The organism is Weissella thailandensis, from assembly GCF_001932615.1.
Classification (GTDB): domain Bacteria; phylum Bacillota; class Bacilli; order Lactobacillales; family Lactobacillaceae; genus Weissella; species Weissella thailandensis.
On the sequence record NZ_CP014332.1, the window covers coordinates 1,393,868 to 1,409,756 of the forward strand.

Genomic DNA, 15,889 nt, shown 5'->3' on the forward strand with positions numbered 1-15,889 from the left:
CCTCCTTCTTAAACGTAATACACGACTTCACCAGATACCCAGTAAAATGGATCGGCATTGTTAATGCTATCCCAGTTAATTCCAACACTGACTGATGCCTGATTAACGTAATTAGAATTTTGGTGGTCGATGTCGAATGATCCCAGTGTAATGTTTGAGGCGGTACGTAACACAGCAGGTGACCATACCTCGGAATTAGGACTTGCCCAGTCTGGAAGTTTGGCAATGATTGTGTGATGAGTTCGGTCACCACCATAAATGCTGAAACGTACCAAGATTTTACCTGGTGCAATCTCAGTCACGTATGAGTACAGTGATGTTTGACCTGAGTTGTTCTTCCAGCCATTTTGTAATGTCAATTCGGCGTATCGTAACTCACCAGATAGGCTGTTGGTTGTAATGAAATCAACGCCCATGGCTAACAATGTATCACGCTTTGAGTCATCTGCTGTCGTCCATGCCCCAACTTTTAAGCCAGCATCATGTGCCAATTGGACGTTGCGAGCATTAAAGTTTGAATTGGTATAATCAGCATCAATTCCTGAATTAACGCCCAAGGCAACTGCTTTATCAATTAAGTCTTGTGTGAAATCACTGGTTAAGTAAGAAACTTCCACCAATGGTAAGCGCTTCTTAATTTCAACCAATGAGTTGTAATCGAATGAAATGAACATCATTTCCTTTTCAACGTTAAATTTCTTGATGATTGCCACCAAACTGTCATAAGAAGCTGAGGTGTAATTATCGGTGCGGTCCTTTTTAATTTCGATAACAGGGGTTAACCGCTTGTCCTTGGCAACTGTCAAAGCCTCTTCCAATGGTGGAATAACCAATTCAGATGCCGTATAACGAGAAGCGGAATTTCCCTTACTGATTGGGATATTGCGTAATTGATCGAAGGTATAACTTGAAATAGCACCAGTTTTTGCGGTCATTCGGTTAATGTCTCCATCGTGCATAACCACCCAGCGTCCATCAGATGTTTGGTGGATGTCAATCTCGTATCCAGAATGATTGCTGATTTTCTTCAAAGCAGGCAATGAGTTCTCAGGGGCAATTGCTTGCGCACCTCGATGAGCAAAGAAACGAGCTCCTCGCCTAAATGCTTCATGACCCAATGCATCTGCGTATGAGTGTCCTGCAAAGTTATCACTGTTGCTTGCCGTCTTAGCTTTATCAGCTGTACCGTGCAAATCTGCTGTGATGCCACCCTTAACGGTTAATGACTTGTTGAATGTGTTATCACTGTTCAATAAAGCCGCTTGTTTATTGTTTACAGCGTCCGTTAAGGATTGAATTTTACCTTCCAGCGTATTGTAATAGGCTGATAAGTCGTCAATTTTTTTATCAACGTCTGCAATCATATTATCCACACTTGATAAGTAATCTTGTGACGCATTGGCTGAGATAATAACGCCATTCTCAAAGACTGTAAATGTAATGGGAATTGACGTAATTTTAACGCCTTTATTATCAACCACGGCAATGTAGGCCTCTTGTACGTCACCAGAAGCTTGGTACACTTCTGCTGGAATAATCAAGCTAAACAACCCACCTTCATCGGATACACGTTCGTTGATACCGTGAATAACTTTAATCTTTCCAGCTGAGTCTTTGACTTCCAATTGCACATCTTGACCAGTTAAATCGTGTGGTAATTGTCCATCCTTCAAAGCGAAGTATATAATACGTCCATTATCTCCTTGACGTCCACTTAACTCATCAATCAGCGTTGCATCAGTTTTTGCTAACGTTGTATCAAGAATAACGAAACGTCCTTGTTTATCTGCCATGTTATTTAGCCTCCATTAATCCATTTAGTTTCATGATTACTTTTATAGATTCAAAATTATGCGTTAGTAAATCTAAAGTTTGATTATATACAGATATTAATTCATTTAAGTCACTCCCCTTGTTATCATAGAATACGGCACTAACATGAATATCGCCAAATGGGTTTAAATTATAATGTACCAAAATATCCACCAACCGATTATGTTCATTAATTAAACGAAGTAAGCTAGTGATCAAAAATGAATAAGTATCTTCATTAAAAATAGTGATAATGAACGGCCCAACATGAGCAGGCATATAGTCAATTAATAAATAATAATTTAGGTCACTGTAAATACTTTGTAAGTCATCATCGACTTGCTGTAGTTTTGTTGTATCAATCATGCACTACTCCTTCTTAACCACAGTTAATTTACCAGTATCATCAACAGTTAGATCAAATTCAGTGCCATTCGGGCTTTCCAACCTGATTAATTTAGCTTTGCCCGCAATGGCCTCCCAATGAGTATAAGCGTACGTTTTATTACCATTATCATCGGAGTATTGAAAAATTGGTGTCTCCATCACTGGATTTGTCGTTGTCGTTGTTGTTGTCGTTTCATGTACTTGCTTATCTGATTGCAACAGCTTGTGCCAACTATCTGCGTCACCATAAAACAAATCTAAATCCAAGTTGCCCACATAACCAGCCAAACGTCCATATCCTGTGTATTGGCGGATAACAGGTTTACCAAAACTGCCCCAAGCTGTGCCATCTTCCCAGGGTTCTGATTGATAGCCTATATGGGCAGCCGAAGCATATTGTGCGCCCCACAAGTCGTACTCTTTTGATACTGCTGACCAGTCGTATTGGTTAATCACACTCTTCGATGTGTAAAGCAAAGGACGTATCCCTGTTGCTTGGTAAACCGTGTCCAGAAATGCCTTGGCATAAGTTGGACCACCTACAATTGCTTCACCTTCAAAGTCCAGTGCCAATAAGGCTTTACCTATGTAACCTTTGATGTTACTCAAAAAGAACTTGGCTTCGGCAATTGCTCCAGCTCCTGTTGCATAATGATAAACACCCACCAACTTATTCAGTTTCATGGATTGTTGAATTTGTGCATCTGCGACTGGTGAGACATAATCGGTGCCTTCGGTGGTTTTTACGATAACAAAATCACTGTCAACTTTTGATAAGTCAATATCAGGTTGCCAATTTGAAATATCTATACCATTTAATGTCATTCTTTTACCACACCTATCTTCCACATTTTACGGTTATTATTACTGTCGATAATAGACGTCACATTTTCTTGAATTTTTGACAATGTTTTACCTAAGCTCTCATTACTATTGCGAGCTTTTTGCAAAGCAGCATAGTTGTGTGCATAGTCAAATAGCTTGTTACCAAAAGTCACTGTATCATTTTGCTTAGCATCTTGCGGATGGAATGTCTTACCAATAATGCGTACATCAACTTCTACACCTAAACGATCCTTAATGAGTCCGGAATTTCCAATAACAACCTGATTAATATCGGACAATTTGGCATGATGTTCAAATTCAGCACGTTCCATCGTATATTGAACGATTGGATAATCTTGTAATTGTGATTTAATATAAGTTAGCAACGAATTTTTATCCGTAAAGCGATCATCTTGGATGGTTGCTGCTTGTTTAACACCCCAAATTTCTTGCGCTGGACTATTATATTCAGCTGTTGCTGCATAAGTACCATCGTCATTTTGTTTGCCAATTCCTTTAATCTTGGTGCGAATATTACTATAATCTTCGGTCCATTGAATTTTGCTGGCATTATAGCCGTCAATAAAAATGAATTGATCAGCTTTACCAAGCATTTTATAGATGTGAATCGTCCAGTTATCAAGATAAAATTCAAAACCAAAATTATTTTTTAAATTATTCATTAACAAGGAGTCAGCATAATCTGCGCCAAAACCGTCACTAAATGAATAATTAGAGAACGAATCATGTATTACATAATTGAATGAAGTTCCGTCCGTAATTAATTTCATACACTGATCTAAACTCTGTGTATTAGTTAATTTATTTTCAACATACTTGTCATGTAAATCTGTGCCAACATGTACAGCTGATACTTGATAAGTACGGACATCACCAGACGAAATGGGATTAACATTACTAAGCCTAAACCACTGGCCCGTTTCAGGAACAAGTACTCTGGTTTGAGGTATCATAGCTTCCGCAGCTATTTTATTACGATCATCAGCGGTAAAGCTAAATGATAATGTGCTGAACTCGTTTAATGTCTCTGTAATAGACAATCCAGTGACAATAACAGGTACTTCGTCAAGATGAGTTGTGTATGCATAAATTACATTTGCCATTAATAATAAAACCTCGTTTCAAATGAAATTGTGAAGCCACTAGCTCCTAAAATTTCTATGTCATTGTAGCCTCGTGCAAAATCCAAAAAACTACGACTTGAATAATCATTCCCTAATCTTTGAATACCATTAACAATTGGCACCAGCCCAATCAACTGAAAACTATCACTACTTGCAATCGCTTTTTTGTAATAAAAAGATTGATTGGTCGTATTATTTTTAATAGTCAACCCTTGTGGTGCACTACCTTTAAATGTAATTGTTACTGGCCTTTCATCTGCTAATAATGGAATGACCGATGGGTTATAAATCTTAAAATGTGACGTTGAAAACTCATATTGATAATCATCAAATGGCACACCCAAACTAGCATCATAAATTTTGCCATTAATCGTTGCTGTTTTTAAGGTAGTTGCAATACTTTCAGCAAAACCTTCATAGCAAATCAGACTAATGGCAATATTTTTCGCTTTCCAGTAGTTACCTAATCTAGGATAAGCAAAGGCATCAGCGACAACCTTCCACCTCATAAATGGTGTGCGTAAATTAATCACATAAATAGGCTCATCGCTACTAAAAATTTTTAGTACTTTGAGCCTTTGCAATTCATAATCAAAATTATCATGTGCGAACACATCAAATGTGATGGGAATGGTTGTCTGCGTAACCTGTGTACCAGTTAAGGTAGCTCCATAATCACTAGTCTGCGCATAAGTATGTGCATATGCCGGTGATGGTGGATCAAAAGTAACAACACGAATGCCTTCTGCCCCTAAATCATAGACAGTTCCATCTAACTTTTGAATTAAAATGTCACTCTTGAATTTAGTAGCCATACATATTACCTGTTGTTTGTCCTTTCAATTGAATGTCTTGATTTTGCAATATCTTAATCTTTGGATAAGTTGCCCGAGCAACTTCACCACTATCTAACTGAACCACCATATGAACATCACCACTTAGATCAATGCCGCCATTTGTTTGACCACTATTTTGAGTATGTGATACATGTGGTAATTGCGTAATCATATTAGACTGCGAACCAGTCTTAGCGGTGTTAATTACCTGTGATAACTTTGCAGCAAAACTATTCGGTTGTTTGTCAGCAGTTTCTTTAATTGAACCTAGGATGGTTTCATCAGCGCTATGACGATTTGGATTAATTACCCACTCATCTTCGCCATCAACTTCACCAACTAGACCAACACCGTTTGTACGACCACCATTAGCATACCAGTGATGACTACGCCAGAAATTGTAAGCATGATCAATACCACCATAACGGTCGTTAATATAACTCTTCATCCACTTTAATTGTGTAATGGGATTAGACATATAATCTGATCCAAATGACGCCATTTTTGATGGTGGTAGTGCTTGACCTATACCATAGGCACTTGAACCTGGGTTCTTAGCTCTAGGATTCCAACCAGATTCATGATTGATAATGTAGTTCCACTTATCAAAGTCGCCATGAATACCTGCTTGTTTTAACCAATGCTTATGTGAACCACTTGGCGCTGCATTGCTTCCAGCTTGGTCGCCACCACCGTTAAATGAACCAAGTAAGTTGCTCATCATGTCTGATACCCAATCAAACATACCACCTACTTGAGATCTAATTAATTTTTGTAATGGTGAGTCCGACTTATTTGAATCTGATTTAGAACGTGCCGCACTACGCCCAAAGTCCAAGAATGTTGTTGCATCACCAAACTTTAGACCGCTAGATTTGTAGTACTTTCCATTACCAGCATAGTTATAACCTTCTTCGCTATAACGGCCGTTATTAACGCCTGTAACAACTGAAACGTGATTACCATACTTAGAACCATTAGAATAAACCGCAATATCACCAACACTAGGCGTACTCTTATGCTTAACATGAGCACTGGTCCAATTAGAACCATTACCTAAGCCTGTGAACAAACTTGGTTTTACACCAACATTTGCCAAGCGACTGGCAACGAATGATACACATTCTCTAAAGAAGTAACCCCACGAATCACCACTTGGAGCACCTTCATCCTTGCTTTTATTCTTAAAACGGTAGTCATCACCTAAACCACCGCCGCCACTACCAGACATGGTATCTTTTAGCATGTTCCACAATTCATGCCACCAATTGTTTTGCTGTCCCTTAACACCATTATTACCACCGACAGCAGATCCTAATGAACTAATTGCTGAACCAGCTAAGTTACCAATTCCTTTGGTCATGGGACTAAATATTTTATCTTCAATGTACTTTACTGGGTGCATCGCAATTCCCAAAAAGTCCTTGGCTTTACCTGTTGCAGATGAAATAGCATCTCCAATGTCACCAGCTACGTCACCAAAGAAATGCTTAACGTCACCGAACCAATCATTTGTTCCATTTGCAAACATGTGACCGGCTAACATGGCCTGAGTAACACCGGCTGGCACAACAGTCTCGCCACCTTCAAAATTAACTAGTCGATTACGACCAGATAAGATTGTTCCGTTACCTTGATTGTCAATAATCAATTCTTGACCTGTTGGACTATCAAAACCGTCATTAACCATTGCCAAACCACTTGGCGCACCAGTCGTACCAGTAGCCAACTTCTTTAATGGTTTAATTGTTTGCTTTTTTCCACCAAAATCATGGATAACCCCATTAATACCGCCAACACCAGTATTAATAAAGCCAATGATACCGTTCATGCCATCTTTAGCTAAACCTTTAATATCTTTCCAAATATCACTAAAGAAATCTCGAATACCAGTCCACATGTTGGTCCATGTCTTAGAAATACCATCACCAAAATTACTTAATCCACCACTAAGCCAGTCCCAAGCCTTTGATGCTGTATTCTTGATACCATGCTTGCCATTCCAGATATCATCAAAGAAGTCTGCAATAGCCCCCCAAACCTTGTTCCAGGTTTTTGAAATACCACTCAACACTTTATCCATAACACTACTAATTGCATTAATAGCATCGTTGAACAATCGCTTAATACCATGTTTACCATTCCAAATATCGTCAAAAATGTCTGAAATTTTGTTCCATGTCTTTGACCATGTTTTTGAAATATCTTTTAGAACATCACCTAACACATCTGAAATCGCATTGATAGCGTCACTAAATAGCCGTTTGATGCCATGCTTTCCATTCCAAAGTTCATCAAAGAAATCGGCAATAGCATCCCAAACTTTAGTCCACGTTTTTTGAACGGGCTGCCATACTTTTCTTAAAAAATCTGTTAAACCGTTCCAAATTTTTTTAACATCTTTAACTAAACTATTAAAAATTTTCTTTAAAGGTTTAACTAGTGGCTTGGTAATTGCTATATCAATACCAATTGGTAGTGCTAAAGCGTAAAGCATTACTTTACCAAACCCAATAGCAATTTTCTTGACAGCTTTAATGAATTTGTCCCAACCTTTTTGGAAACCTTTAACAAGGCCACTAAACCAATCACCTATGGCATCAGCACCATTACCGATTGATTTACCAATACCTTTAAACCACTTACCAATATTTTTAACAAATTTATGGATGTTCTTACCGCCATTACTAAATGACTTACCGACACCCTTAAAGAAATCACCTATGGCATCAAAAGCATTGCCGAACCATTTACCAACACCTTTCGCAAAATCAACGGCTGCATCAACCAAACCATTCACAAAATTGCGGAATTTTTTACTATGCTTATATAGTTCAACTAATCCAACAGCTAGTCCAACAAGCGCAACGACAAGGATAGAAATCCAATTAGCCTTAGCCACAGCATTAAATATTGCTTGTGCTGCAGCTGCTAACTTCAAATTTTTAGTAACTAACATTAAGCCACCGACAAAGTCACTAATTTTCTTAACTGCAAATGCTGCAACCAATGCAGCTCCCAAAGACTTAATAGCACCCTTGTGATCAGCAATCGTCTTTAATACATGATTAACCGTCTTTAATGGGTCGTGTGCTTTCTTACTGTTCTTATTAATTAAACCAAACATATCAGCGATGGTTGTAAGTGTTGACTTAGCAGCATCCCACGCACCACCAATTAAATCAGCAGCAATATCTTTTACACTACCAAATATGCCAGATATATCCTTAGAATGGGCTGTAATATAACTGATTAAGCCATTAAGTTTATTCACCATCGGCTTGGTATCAAAATTATCAATTGATTTAGATATATTAGAAACCATCTTAATTCCGACTTTGCTAGAACTATCAAAAGCACTTTGCAATTTATTAGTTAAGCCTTCACGCAAACCATCAACGGCTTGTCCAACTGTCTTATAATTGGTTGCCATTTTTGTGAAGTTATCACTCGTTCCAGCCTTAGTAATTCCATCAAATAAATCTTGAGTAGCAACTTGACCATTTTGAACTTTTTGAGTTAGTTCACCTACAGACATACCCATAGATTTAGCAACAGCTGACATTCCAGCAGGTGATTGTTCAAGAATTAACTTAAAGTCTTCCCATGCGACCTTTGGCTTAGATACCATTTGAGTAGCTTGTTGGCTCAGTGTTTTCATTGCTTGCTTCGGATCTTCCGATGCAGCAGCTAGACCACCAAAACCTTTAACTAGTTCAGTAGTATTTTTAGTACCAACTGCAGCTAGTTGTGCATAAGTAGAAGCCATATCAGAAGCTGAATAAATAGATTTCTGTGCAAAATCTTGTAGTTCTTTCTTAACGTTTCTGATTTCTTTATCTGACTTACCAAATTCATGCATATTACCCCTAAAGGTTTGCCAAGCCTTGCTTGACTCATCTAAGTCCGAAATGATAGACTCAAAACCACCTGTTAGAGCAGTAACACCTTTGAAGACTACATTACCAGCAAATGTACCTAACATAACGTCTTTCAAATTAGAAAACTTATGTTTGGTTTTCTCAGCCTCTGACTGCAACTTTTGCAATTCAGGACTAGCATTATTATTTAACTGTAGTTGCGTGATGTACTTACTAGGTATCTTACGCAGTAATTGCTCAAAATTAATTACTTCACCTTTTTCAGCTCGTGTTTTTAAATCAGTGACTGTTTTCTTCGGTAATTTTTTGAGTAGTTTATCAAAGTTATCAATACCTGCATTTTTGGCTTGCGTTTCTAATGAGACAACCTTTTTCTTTGGCATATTTTGAATATACTTTTCAAAGTCGATTGCCTCTCCTTTTTCTGCTTTGGCGAGTAATTCAGTTCGCTTTTCTTCCGGCAATTCATTCAGCAAGCCTTTAAAATCAGCAATGCCTTCCTTGTTAGCCTTTGCCTCCAACTTTGCAATCAATGGTTCATCACCAAACGACTTTTTGAATGTCTCGTGGCCTTCTTTTCCCTGTTGTTCAGCCTTCGATTTGAATTCTGACCAAGTTTTATCTGTTTGGTCATTAAGAATTAAATCAATATTAACTGCACCATCTGCCATTTATATTCCTCCTTTCCTTAAAACTAATCACTGTTCGCAAATAAACCATCAAAAATATTAGATGCATTCCCACTAAAGGTGTCATCTGCCTTGTTTTTATCTAATTTATAGTACATTTGCGCTTCAGCTATCAGGCCTGCTTGTTGTGCATTGTCCTTGTAATTTGATAGATCATCATTACGAATCTGTCGAATACGATTGATGGGTGTTTTTTCACCAAGATTGTCAAACAACGCTTTAAAAGTATCCCAATGCATACGATCTATTTCATTATTCAAATCAATATGGTAATCACTCATAAATGAAGCATAGATAGCTGCAGCATCTTGTTCAAAATCATAGTCAGCTATATTTTGAATTGGTTCATTTTCTGTATCTGATACATCGCCATCTTCAAAGTTGCCATAAGGTGTTTCATTAATATAAGTAAATAAATTAGAAACGATACTTCCTTTAGTTGCTAAATCATTTGTCTGTAAATCAACTGAAAATAGATTAAAACATTGATTTATCTTATCAACATCACTTAATGTTTCATCGTCTAGCACACCAAACGCCTTGATCACTCGATTAAAAGCTAAATTGACATGATAGATATGTCCAGCTAAATCAATAGTTTGTTCAGGTCGTTTAGTGAATGAAAACATTAACCATTATCCTTTCCACGACGTTGCTTACGGTTTGACCCATACTTTTGCTTAAGTTCATCATCTTGACCAGCTTCAAAAATAGCTTGTGCGATCTTAGTAATAGTGACAGTACGGTTATCAGCATAATGTACAATTTCATCAGCTTCTTTCTGACCTAATGCAGCAACTAAATAATCTTTTGAAATAGACAACATTTCAGCATACCCATCATTGCTCCTATCCTAGTATTTGGTACATAAATTTCTGAACAGTTGTGCCATAATTAATAAAACAAGATAGGAGCATTCCAATGAAACGATATCAAGATGATTTTAAAGCCAGCATTGTGAAGATGCATCGTGAAGAGAAAAGATCTATTCGCTCGCTTTCCGAGGAATACGGTGTTTCTCCAGCCGCAATTCATAACTGGGTTAAAGGCGCTAAATCAGTTGAGCTAGAAGACGGTACTGAAGTAACGTCCAAAGAATTCAAACAACTTCAAAAGGAAAATCAGCGATTAAAGGAGGAACTTGAAATTTTAAAAGTTGCGGCGGTGTTACTGGGAAAGCATTAGGACGAATTAATTGCCTTGTCTTCATAGAAGATCAGTTATTGCGACACCGCTTATCAATTATTCTTTCGGCACTGAAATTACCGCGCAGCACCTATTACCATTGGAAAAGATATCAACCTAGTCAACACGAACGTGTTGATAATCAGCTCAAAGAAAAAATTAAATTAATTTGGGAAAATAATTATCGTGCCTATGGTTATCCACGAATAACGATGGTGCTTCGCAAGTCAGGCATCTGTGTTGGGTCAAAACGAATTTTACGATTAATGAGAGAAATGGAAATTCACTCTTTAATGAATCGGCGATTTAAAAAACCTGGCACTCATGTGGATCATTCACAACGCCCCAATTTAATCAAGCACCAGCCCAATGCAAGGATATGGCGTGCTGACATTACTTATTTGGAATTACGTCCAGGAACCTGGGTTTATCTCAGTTCTATTTACGAACCAAAGGTTCATCAAGTTCTTGCTTTCAAGATTGGTCGTCAGATGGAGGCGACGTTAGTTGTAGAAACGATTAATCAGGCGCTTGAATGTCATCAAAAGCCACAATATTTTCACTCTGACATGGGTTCACAGTACACCAGCAACGAAGTTGAAACTTTACTTGAACGGCACCAGATTAGCCACTCATACTCAAAACAAGGTTATCCTTATGATAATGGGCCAATTGAAGCTTTTCACTCATTGTTGAAGAGAGAGTTTGCCTTTCAAACAACTTTTTCCAATTTTGAGGACTTGGTAATCCGAACCTCAAATTACATCAGTTGGTTTAATTCCGACAGAATTAGAACGAGTGTTTAGAAAAAGATGTGCCATTTATTGACATAGGAGCATTAGCAATTGCTACACCATAATGTTGGTCAGCATTAAACTTTGTTAGCTTATGGTCAATATCTCGTGCTGATTCAGCCATCAAGTCACGCTTTAGATAAATCTTCAAAGCTCCTGGTTTAGCGGCAACAAATTGCCCTTTAGCTAATTTCTTAGAACGTACAATCTCCCATCCAAGTAACTCACCAAACGCTCCATTAACCAAGATGTTATCACCTAGTTCTGAAGAACGAGTCCAGTTATTGGTAGCTGCTTTACGTAAGTCAGCAGCATCCTTATATGACAAGAACAAAACACCTGTTTGGTCTGTTGTTTGTCCCTCAATAGCATCAGGAGCATCCACAAATGTTGCTTCAATCTTATCAATCAAATCTAAATCAATCGAAGCACCGACAAGCGTTAATGGTGCCGTTAAAGCAGTAGCTAAAACATCATTGTCAATCTTTGAAGCGATTGACATACGAATTTGGCGTTGTGCTTCACCAACTGGATCACCATATCCAGATAGAACAGCTTCATCAGTTAGTTCAACACCTTTTGCTGCTTTCTTAATACCAATCTTACGAGAGGTTGTTTCTAGCAAGTCGTAATCAATTGCAGCTCCTTCAGCTACATCTACCGCATCACCAATATACTTGTATGATGGTACAGTCACTTCATCTCCTGGGCGACCTTGTAACGTTGTATCAAGTTGCGCAATACCTGTAAACTTCAATGCTTGGGGTAGTTGCGCTTGAATCATAGCTCCCATTACCTCGGGATCAATCATATTTTTTAGTTGTGTAACTGGCATTATTTGTCTCCTCCTACTAATGCTTGATATTGTGATGGACTATCAGCTTTTAATGCTGATAGTTCTTGGTATGAATAGTCAGCTAAGGCTTTAGTCCCATTTCCACCATTCGGATTTGGATTACCTGCTGGTGTAATGTTTGGCTTGCCTGCGCCACTATCCTTTGTTTCTGCAAATAAGAAATCATTGTCCTTTTTAACTGCTTCAAGTTGTTCAGATAGTCCAATAAGCTTGCCGTTATCATCAAAGTTGACCTTTTCAGTGTCTAACAATGCCTTAACAGCCTTTTCATTCTTGGCTCCTGCCTGACTTAATGCTGCTGAAATTTCGTAATCCTTCTTAGTTGCTTGTAATTGCTTTTCAGCATTGGCTTTTGATTCATCAAACTGCTTTTGTAAGTCCTTGAGCTGGTTTTGTAGATCACTTCCCTTTTCTGCTTTCTTTTGCGCTTCTTTGAGCTGACCATTGACTTCATCAAGTTGTGTCTTAAGTGAGTCACGTTCCTGCTCAGCAATTGCTTTAGCTTGCTTCAATGGGTTGATTTCATTACCAAACTCAGCCATGACTGAACGAATTTGATCATCGTTTAAACCAATACCTTGTAGTGTTTCGGTCTTCATACGTCCTCCTAAGCTGTTGATTAGCGAGCCAGCTCTCGCACAGATTTATTGCATGAAAAAAGAACAGTTTAATGACATATTCAGGTCAATATTCTGTATCAAATTCAATTGTTGGTGGATTGTCTTATCCCTAATCGTCAGCGATTAATACCTTTTTATCATTATTTTTTTGTTTTACTTTGCATGTTTAGCTTGTAAATATCGACTAATTTCTTATTCTTGTATATTTTCTCTCGTGAATAATCACGATGTAAGAAATCATTATTATCAATTAACTTACGCAATCCTAACCTACGATTAGACAATAGCGATTGATACCGCTGTATAAGTTTATCGTCACCTAATTGTGTAGCTGCTTCTAACTTGTACTTTGCCTCTCTAATACCACGCTCAAACGACCGTTGACTAGCCTGTTTTTCACCGTTAGCAATCGCTTGCTTGGGTTCAGGAATATCAACGCCAGGTAGTCTATTCACACCAATAATGAATGGTGTCAAGGTATGATGACAATTGATTCCTAAGGTTCCGCCAGGTTCACCATAGCCATGATCATAAATTGAGGCAACGTAACCAATATCTTTATCATGACTATGAAAGCCATCAACTTGCTTAGTGACTATATGCCCTTGAATTGGTGCACAGGCAGGACGTGAAGCAGCATGCGAACTCATTAGAAAAGTATTAACGCCTAATCTATCAGCTGCACTAGTACGCATTTCATTGTAAACACGGTAAGTAGTTGATTGCATCACTGTATCTGCATATCGTTCAATGGACCATGTATGGCCACCTTTATCAACGAATCCTGATGGAATACCTTTGTCTATCCATTTCATGACTGTATCAGAAACAGCCTTATCAGGCGATTTAAGCCCTGTTGTAACCTCCGCAACTGATTGTTCAATAATCTTTTGGTAAACTCGCATGGTTGCATTATCGGACATATTAGTGGTTAATAACGTTTGATTAACTAAGTTATCAATATCCAAGAATGTTTGTTGTGCATAATTAGCTAATGTTTCTTGAACACTATTATAACTGGGTGTCTTTGTATTTAAGTCATCTGCGATTTGTTCAGCGGTATTTTGATAGACTTTTAGCCCTTCGTTTTGGATAATCTCATCAATCAGTTTACGAGCAACACCAGTCTGTTTAGCAACATATGCAATATTTTCTTCATTAAGCATATGCATATCATTCAGCTTTTCAAGTTGCCATAAATAGGGATTATCTTTTAAATCAGCAACTCCACGCTTTTTAATTCGTCTAATCATACGAATAAATAACTTTTGTGCCATATTGCTGTATATATCACCAACAACCGAAGCGCCTAACAACATTTGGTCATCGTTTACTTTAGCCATTATTCATCACCAACTACATTATCGTACATTGATTGATCCAAAGCGCTTGGAACTGGCTCAGATTCATCAGCAATTTCTTGTAATATCTCCATTGCTTCATCTTCTGGGACATCAAGGACTTTCATAATGGCACGTTTCTTTGAAATTAATCCAGCTGTTACGGCTTGCGTATAGTAAGCTAATTGCACGTTTTTATCAGTAAACACACCATCATCAAAATTAAATTGAATGTCACCAATTCTTGGAATATCCCCATGATAAAAGCCCTCTGCACTAGCTAATTCTAAGACAGTTACCACTAACTCTTGCAATGCCCGTTCAACATTGTTCAAATGTGAATTACGTGTTTGATAAGTCATAGAGTTTTCAGAAACAACTTCTGTGGCTGTTTTTAACCCATTAGCTGCATCAAATGAGAATGTACCAGCCGACAATCCGGTTTGCATTTCTAATGTTTTAATAAATTGATTAATGGATTGAATAAATTGATCCGCCCGAATTTCCGTTGATAAGTCGGTAATTTTACTATCATCCATATCACCATTTAAACCAACATAGACATTCTGATCAGTATCAAAAAATTGTACAAACTCGCCACGTTCATTAGTCATCTGTGTTAGATTTTCCGGTACCATGACACGTCTCTGACCCATTTTAACTTCTCAATGGAACTGGTCATATGCATCATTGATTTGGCGTAACGTACTGCGAGCGTTGTCAAAGATTGATAACCCTAACGGTGAAGTAATGTCTCGATTATTAAATCCAAATGGTTTTAAATAAACGAATAATGGACGGGTAAAGTTATCAAGTTCTGAATGGTCTGCTAAGTTGGCATATATTTCATTGGCTGATAATGTTTGTCGTACACCAACAGCATTATCGTCCATTGAGCGATACAGTTCATTATCGATAACATATTTAGTGCCATTCCATGAATGAAACTCTAATAACGTCCAGTAAACAGTATTCTGACCTTCAACTGTGGTTGTTTTCGTTGCAATCGCTGCTTCTGATATATCATTAGCATTTGATTGCAGTGGAAAGAACACAGGCGCTTGCACATAGGCAATCTTAATTTCGTCACCATCTACATAAGGTCGCATTGCTAAACCGCCCAATGCTAGTCCAGACTCCAAATAGCGTTCAAAGTTCTTAATGAAATCATTCTTGGAAAACACGTCATGAACATATTCATCAGCTGACTTATTATCAGCAATCGTAAATGTCATCTGCTCATTAACCAACAACGATGCCATTCGCCTAACCAATACTTGAGCCATGTTTAAGGACGTATATGGACGATGTCTGATCTCCCCATATGTGTTGCGGTAAGTCACGTCTTTGAATTTACCCTCAAAGTATTTTAAGTTCTCACGAATGCGGTCATATTCCGCCTCCGACACGCCAATTCTTGGGTGGTCAGTGATGTTAGTTAATGTATTTATAACGCCCATCTTAGCGCCTCCTCTGCGAAAAAAATTTAAAACGGAATCAACTAATTTCATGGTTCACT

The 15,889-nt window shown here is 37.9% G+C and carries 12 protein-coding genes and 1 pseudogene; 1 reads left to right on the forward strand and 12 read right to left on the reverse strand.

Translation table 11 applies throughout. From position 1 onward, the window contains the following. Positions 1-8: 8 nt before the first annotated feature. Genes FOL01_RS06845 through FOL01_RS06880 form a run of 8 tightly spaced genes read right to left on the reverse strand, consistent with a single transcriptional unit; the run spans position 9 to position 10,401 of the window. Complete coding sequence (locus FOL01_RS06845; RefSeq protein WP_075269933.1) at positions 9-1,793, reverse strand: glycerophosphodiester phosphodiesterase family protein; 1,785 nt, start codon at positions 1,791-1,793, stop codon at positions 9-11. A gap of 1 nt (position 1,794) precedes the next feature. Continuing rightward, positions 1,795-2,178, reverse strand: a complete 384-nt coding sequence (locus tag FOL01_RS06850; protein WP_075269934.1) for a hypothetical protein — start codon at positions 2,176-2,178, stop codon at positions 1,795-1,797. Positions 2,179-2,181: 3 nt separating this feature from the next. Next, positions 2,182-3,024 carry a GH25 family lysozyme gene (locus tag FOL01_RS06855; protein WP_075269935.1) on the reverse strand — a complete coding sequence of 281 codons (843 nt, stop codon included), beginning with the start codon at positions 3,022-3,024 and terminating at the stop codon, positions 2,182-2,184. Beyond that, positions 3,021-4,148 carry a phage tail protein gene (locus tag FOL01_RS06860; protein WP_075269936.1) on the reverse strand — a complete coding sequence of 376 codons (1,128 nt, stop codon included), beginning with the start codon at positions 4,146-4,148 and terminating at the stop codon, positions 3,021-3,023. Before FOL01_RS06860 ends, FOL01_RS06855 begins: the two co-directional genes overlap by 4 nt. Continuing rightward, a complete protein-coding gene (locus tag FOL01_RS06865) occupies positions 4,148-4,984 on the reverse strand; it encodes a phage tail domain-containing protein (protein ID WP_075269937.1) in 837 nt (278 codons plus the stop codon). Before FOL01_RS06865 ends, FOL01_RS06860 begins: the two co-directional genes overlap by 1 nt. Then, positions 4,974-9,557 (reverse strand): aggregation-promoting factor C-terminal-like domain-containing protein, encoded by a 4,584-nt coding sequence (locus FOL01_RS06870; RefSeq protein ID WP_075269938.1) that lies wholly within the window; start codon positions 9,555-9,557, stop codon positions 4,974-4,976. Before FOL01_RS06870 ends, FOL01_RS06865 begins: the two co-directional genes overlap by 11 nt. Before the next feature lie 23 nt (positions 9,558-9,580). Then, a complete protein-coding gene (locus tag FOL01_RS06875) occupies positions 9,581-10,204 on the reverse strand; it encodes a Gp15 family bacteriophage protein (RefSeq protein ID WP_075269939.1) in 624 nt (207 codons plus the stop codon). After that, the gene (locus tag FOL01_RS06880) at positions 10,204-10,401 is read right to left on the reverse strand and encodes a hypothetical protein (protein ID WP_075269940.1); all 198 of its coding nucleotides are present in this window, start codon (positions 10,399-10,401) and stop codon (positions 10,204-10,206) included. Before FOL01_RS06880 ends, FOL01_RS06875 begins: the two co-directional genes overlap by 1 nt. 95 nt (positions 10,402-10,496) lie before the next feature. Here FOL01_RS06880 and FOL01_RS06890 point away from each other — a divergent pair. After that, a protein-coding gene (locus tag FOL01_RS06890; protein ID WP_100078221.1) for an IS3-like element IS1163 family transposase occupies positions 10,497-11,566 on the forward strand; the annotation gives its coding sequence in 2 pieces (ribosomal slippage) (positions 10,497-10,725 and positions 10,725-11,566; 1,071 coding nt in all). Here the strand turns inward: FOL01_RS06890 and FOL01_RS06895 are convergent. The 4 genes and pseudogenes from FOL01_RS06895 to FOL01_RS11375 all read right to left on the reverse strand — a co-directional run bounded on the left by FOL01_RS06895 (position 11,550) and on the right by FOL01_RS11375 (position 15,881). Then, positions 11,550-12,389 (reverse strand): N4-gp56 family major capsid protein, encoded by an 840-nt coding sequence (locus tag FOL01_RS06895; protein WP_075269941.1) that lies wholly within the window; start codon positions 12,387-12,389, stop codon positions 11,550-11,552. The genes FOL01_RS06890 and FOL01_RS06895 overlap by 17 nt on opposite strands. Next, positions 12,389-13,009: a phage scaffolding protein gene (locus FOL01_RS06900; protein WP_075269942.1), complete on the reverse strand. Its 621-nt coding sequence runs from the start codon at positions 13,007-13,009 to the stop codon at positions 12,389-12,391. Before FOL01_RS06900 ends, FOL01_RS06895 begins: the two co-directional genes overlap by 1 nt. 161 nt (positions 13,010-13,170) lie before the next feature. Further along, positions 13,171-14,373, reverse strand: a complete 1,203-nt coding sequence (locus FOL01_RS06905) for a phage minor capsid protein (RefSeq protein ID WP_075269943.1) — start codon at positions 14,371-14,373, stop codon at positions 13,171-13,173. Beyond that, a pseudogene (locus FOL01_RS11375) lies at positions 14,373-15,881 on the reverse strand (phage portal protein). The gene FOL01_RS06905 and the pseudogene FOL01_RS11375 overlap by 1 nt, the downstream one beginning before the upstream one ends. Positions 15,882-15,889 lie beyond the last annotated feature (8 nt).

Excerpts from the sequence above, each read along its gene's own strand:
- FOL01_RS06870 (WP_075269938.1), bottom strand. The coding sequence starts at position 9,557 with ATGGCAGATGGTGCAGTTAATATTGATTTAATTCTTAATGACCAAACA.
- FOL01_RS06850 (WP_075269934.1), bottom strand. The coding sequence starts at position 2,178 with ATGATTGATACAACAAAACTACAGCAAGTCGATGATGACTTACAAAGT.
- FOL01_RS06880 (WP_075269940.1), bottom strand. The coding sequence starts at position 10,401 with ATGTTGTCTATTTCAAAAGATTATTTAGTTGCTGCATTAGGTCAGAAA.
- FOL01_RS06855 (WP_075269935.1), bottom strand. The coding sequence starts at position 3,024 with ATGACATTAAATGGTATAGATATTTCAAATTGGCAACCTGATATTGAC.
- FOL01_RS06865 (WP_075269937.1), bottom strand. The coding sequence starts at position 4,984 with ATGGCTACTAAATTCAAGAGTGACATTTTAATTCAAAAGTTAGATGGA.
- FOL01_RS06845 (WP_075269933.1), bottom strand. The coding sequence starts at position 1,793 with ATGGCAGATAAACAAGGACGTTTCGTTATTCTTGATACAACGTTAGCA.
- FOL01_RS06860 (WP_075269936.1), bottom strand. The coding sequence starts at position 4,148 with ATGGCAAATGTAATTTATGCATACACAACTCATCTTGACGAAGTACCT.
- FOL01_RS06875 (WP_075269939.1), bottom strand. The coding sequence starts at position 10,204 with ATGTTTTCATTCACTAAACGACCTGAACAAACTATTGATTTAGCTGGA.
- FOL01_RS06905 (WP_075269943.1), bottom strand. The coding sequence starts at position 14,373 with ATGGCTAAAGTAAACGATGACCAAATGTTGTTAGGCGCTTCGGTTGTT.
- FOL01_RS06900 (WP_075269942.1), bottom strand. The coding sequence starts at position 13,009 with ATGAAGACCGAAACACTACAAGGTATTGGTTTAAACGATGATCAAATT.
- FOL01_RS06895 (WP_075269941.1), bottom strand. The coding sequence starts at position 12,389 with ATGCCAGTTACACAACTAAAAAATATGATTGATCCCGAGGTAATGGGA.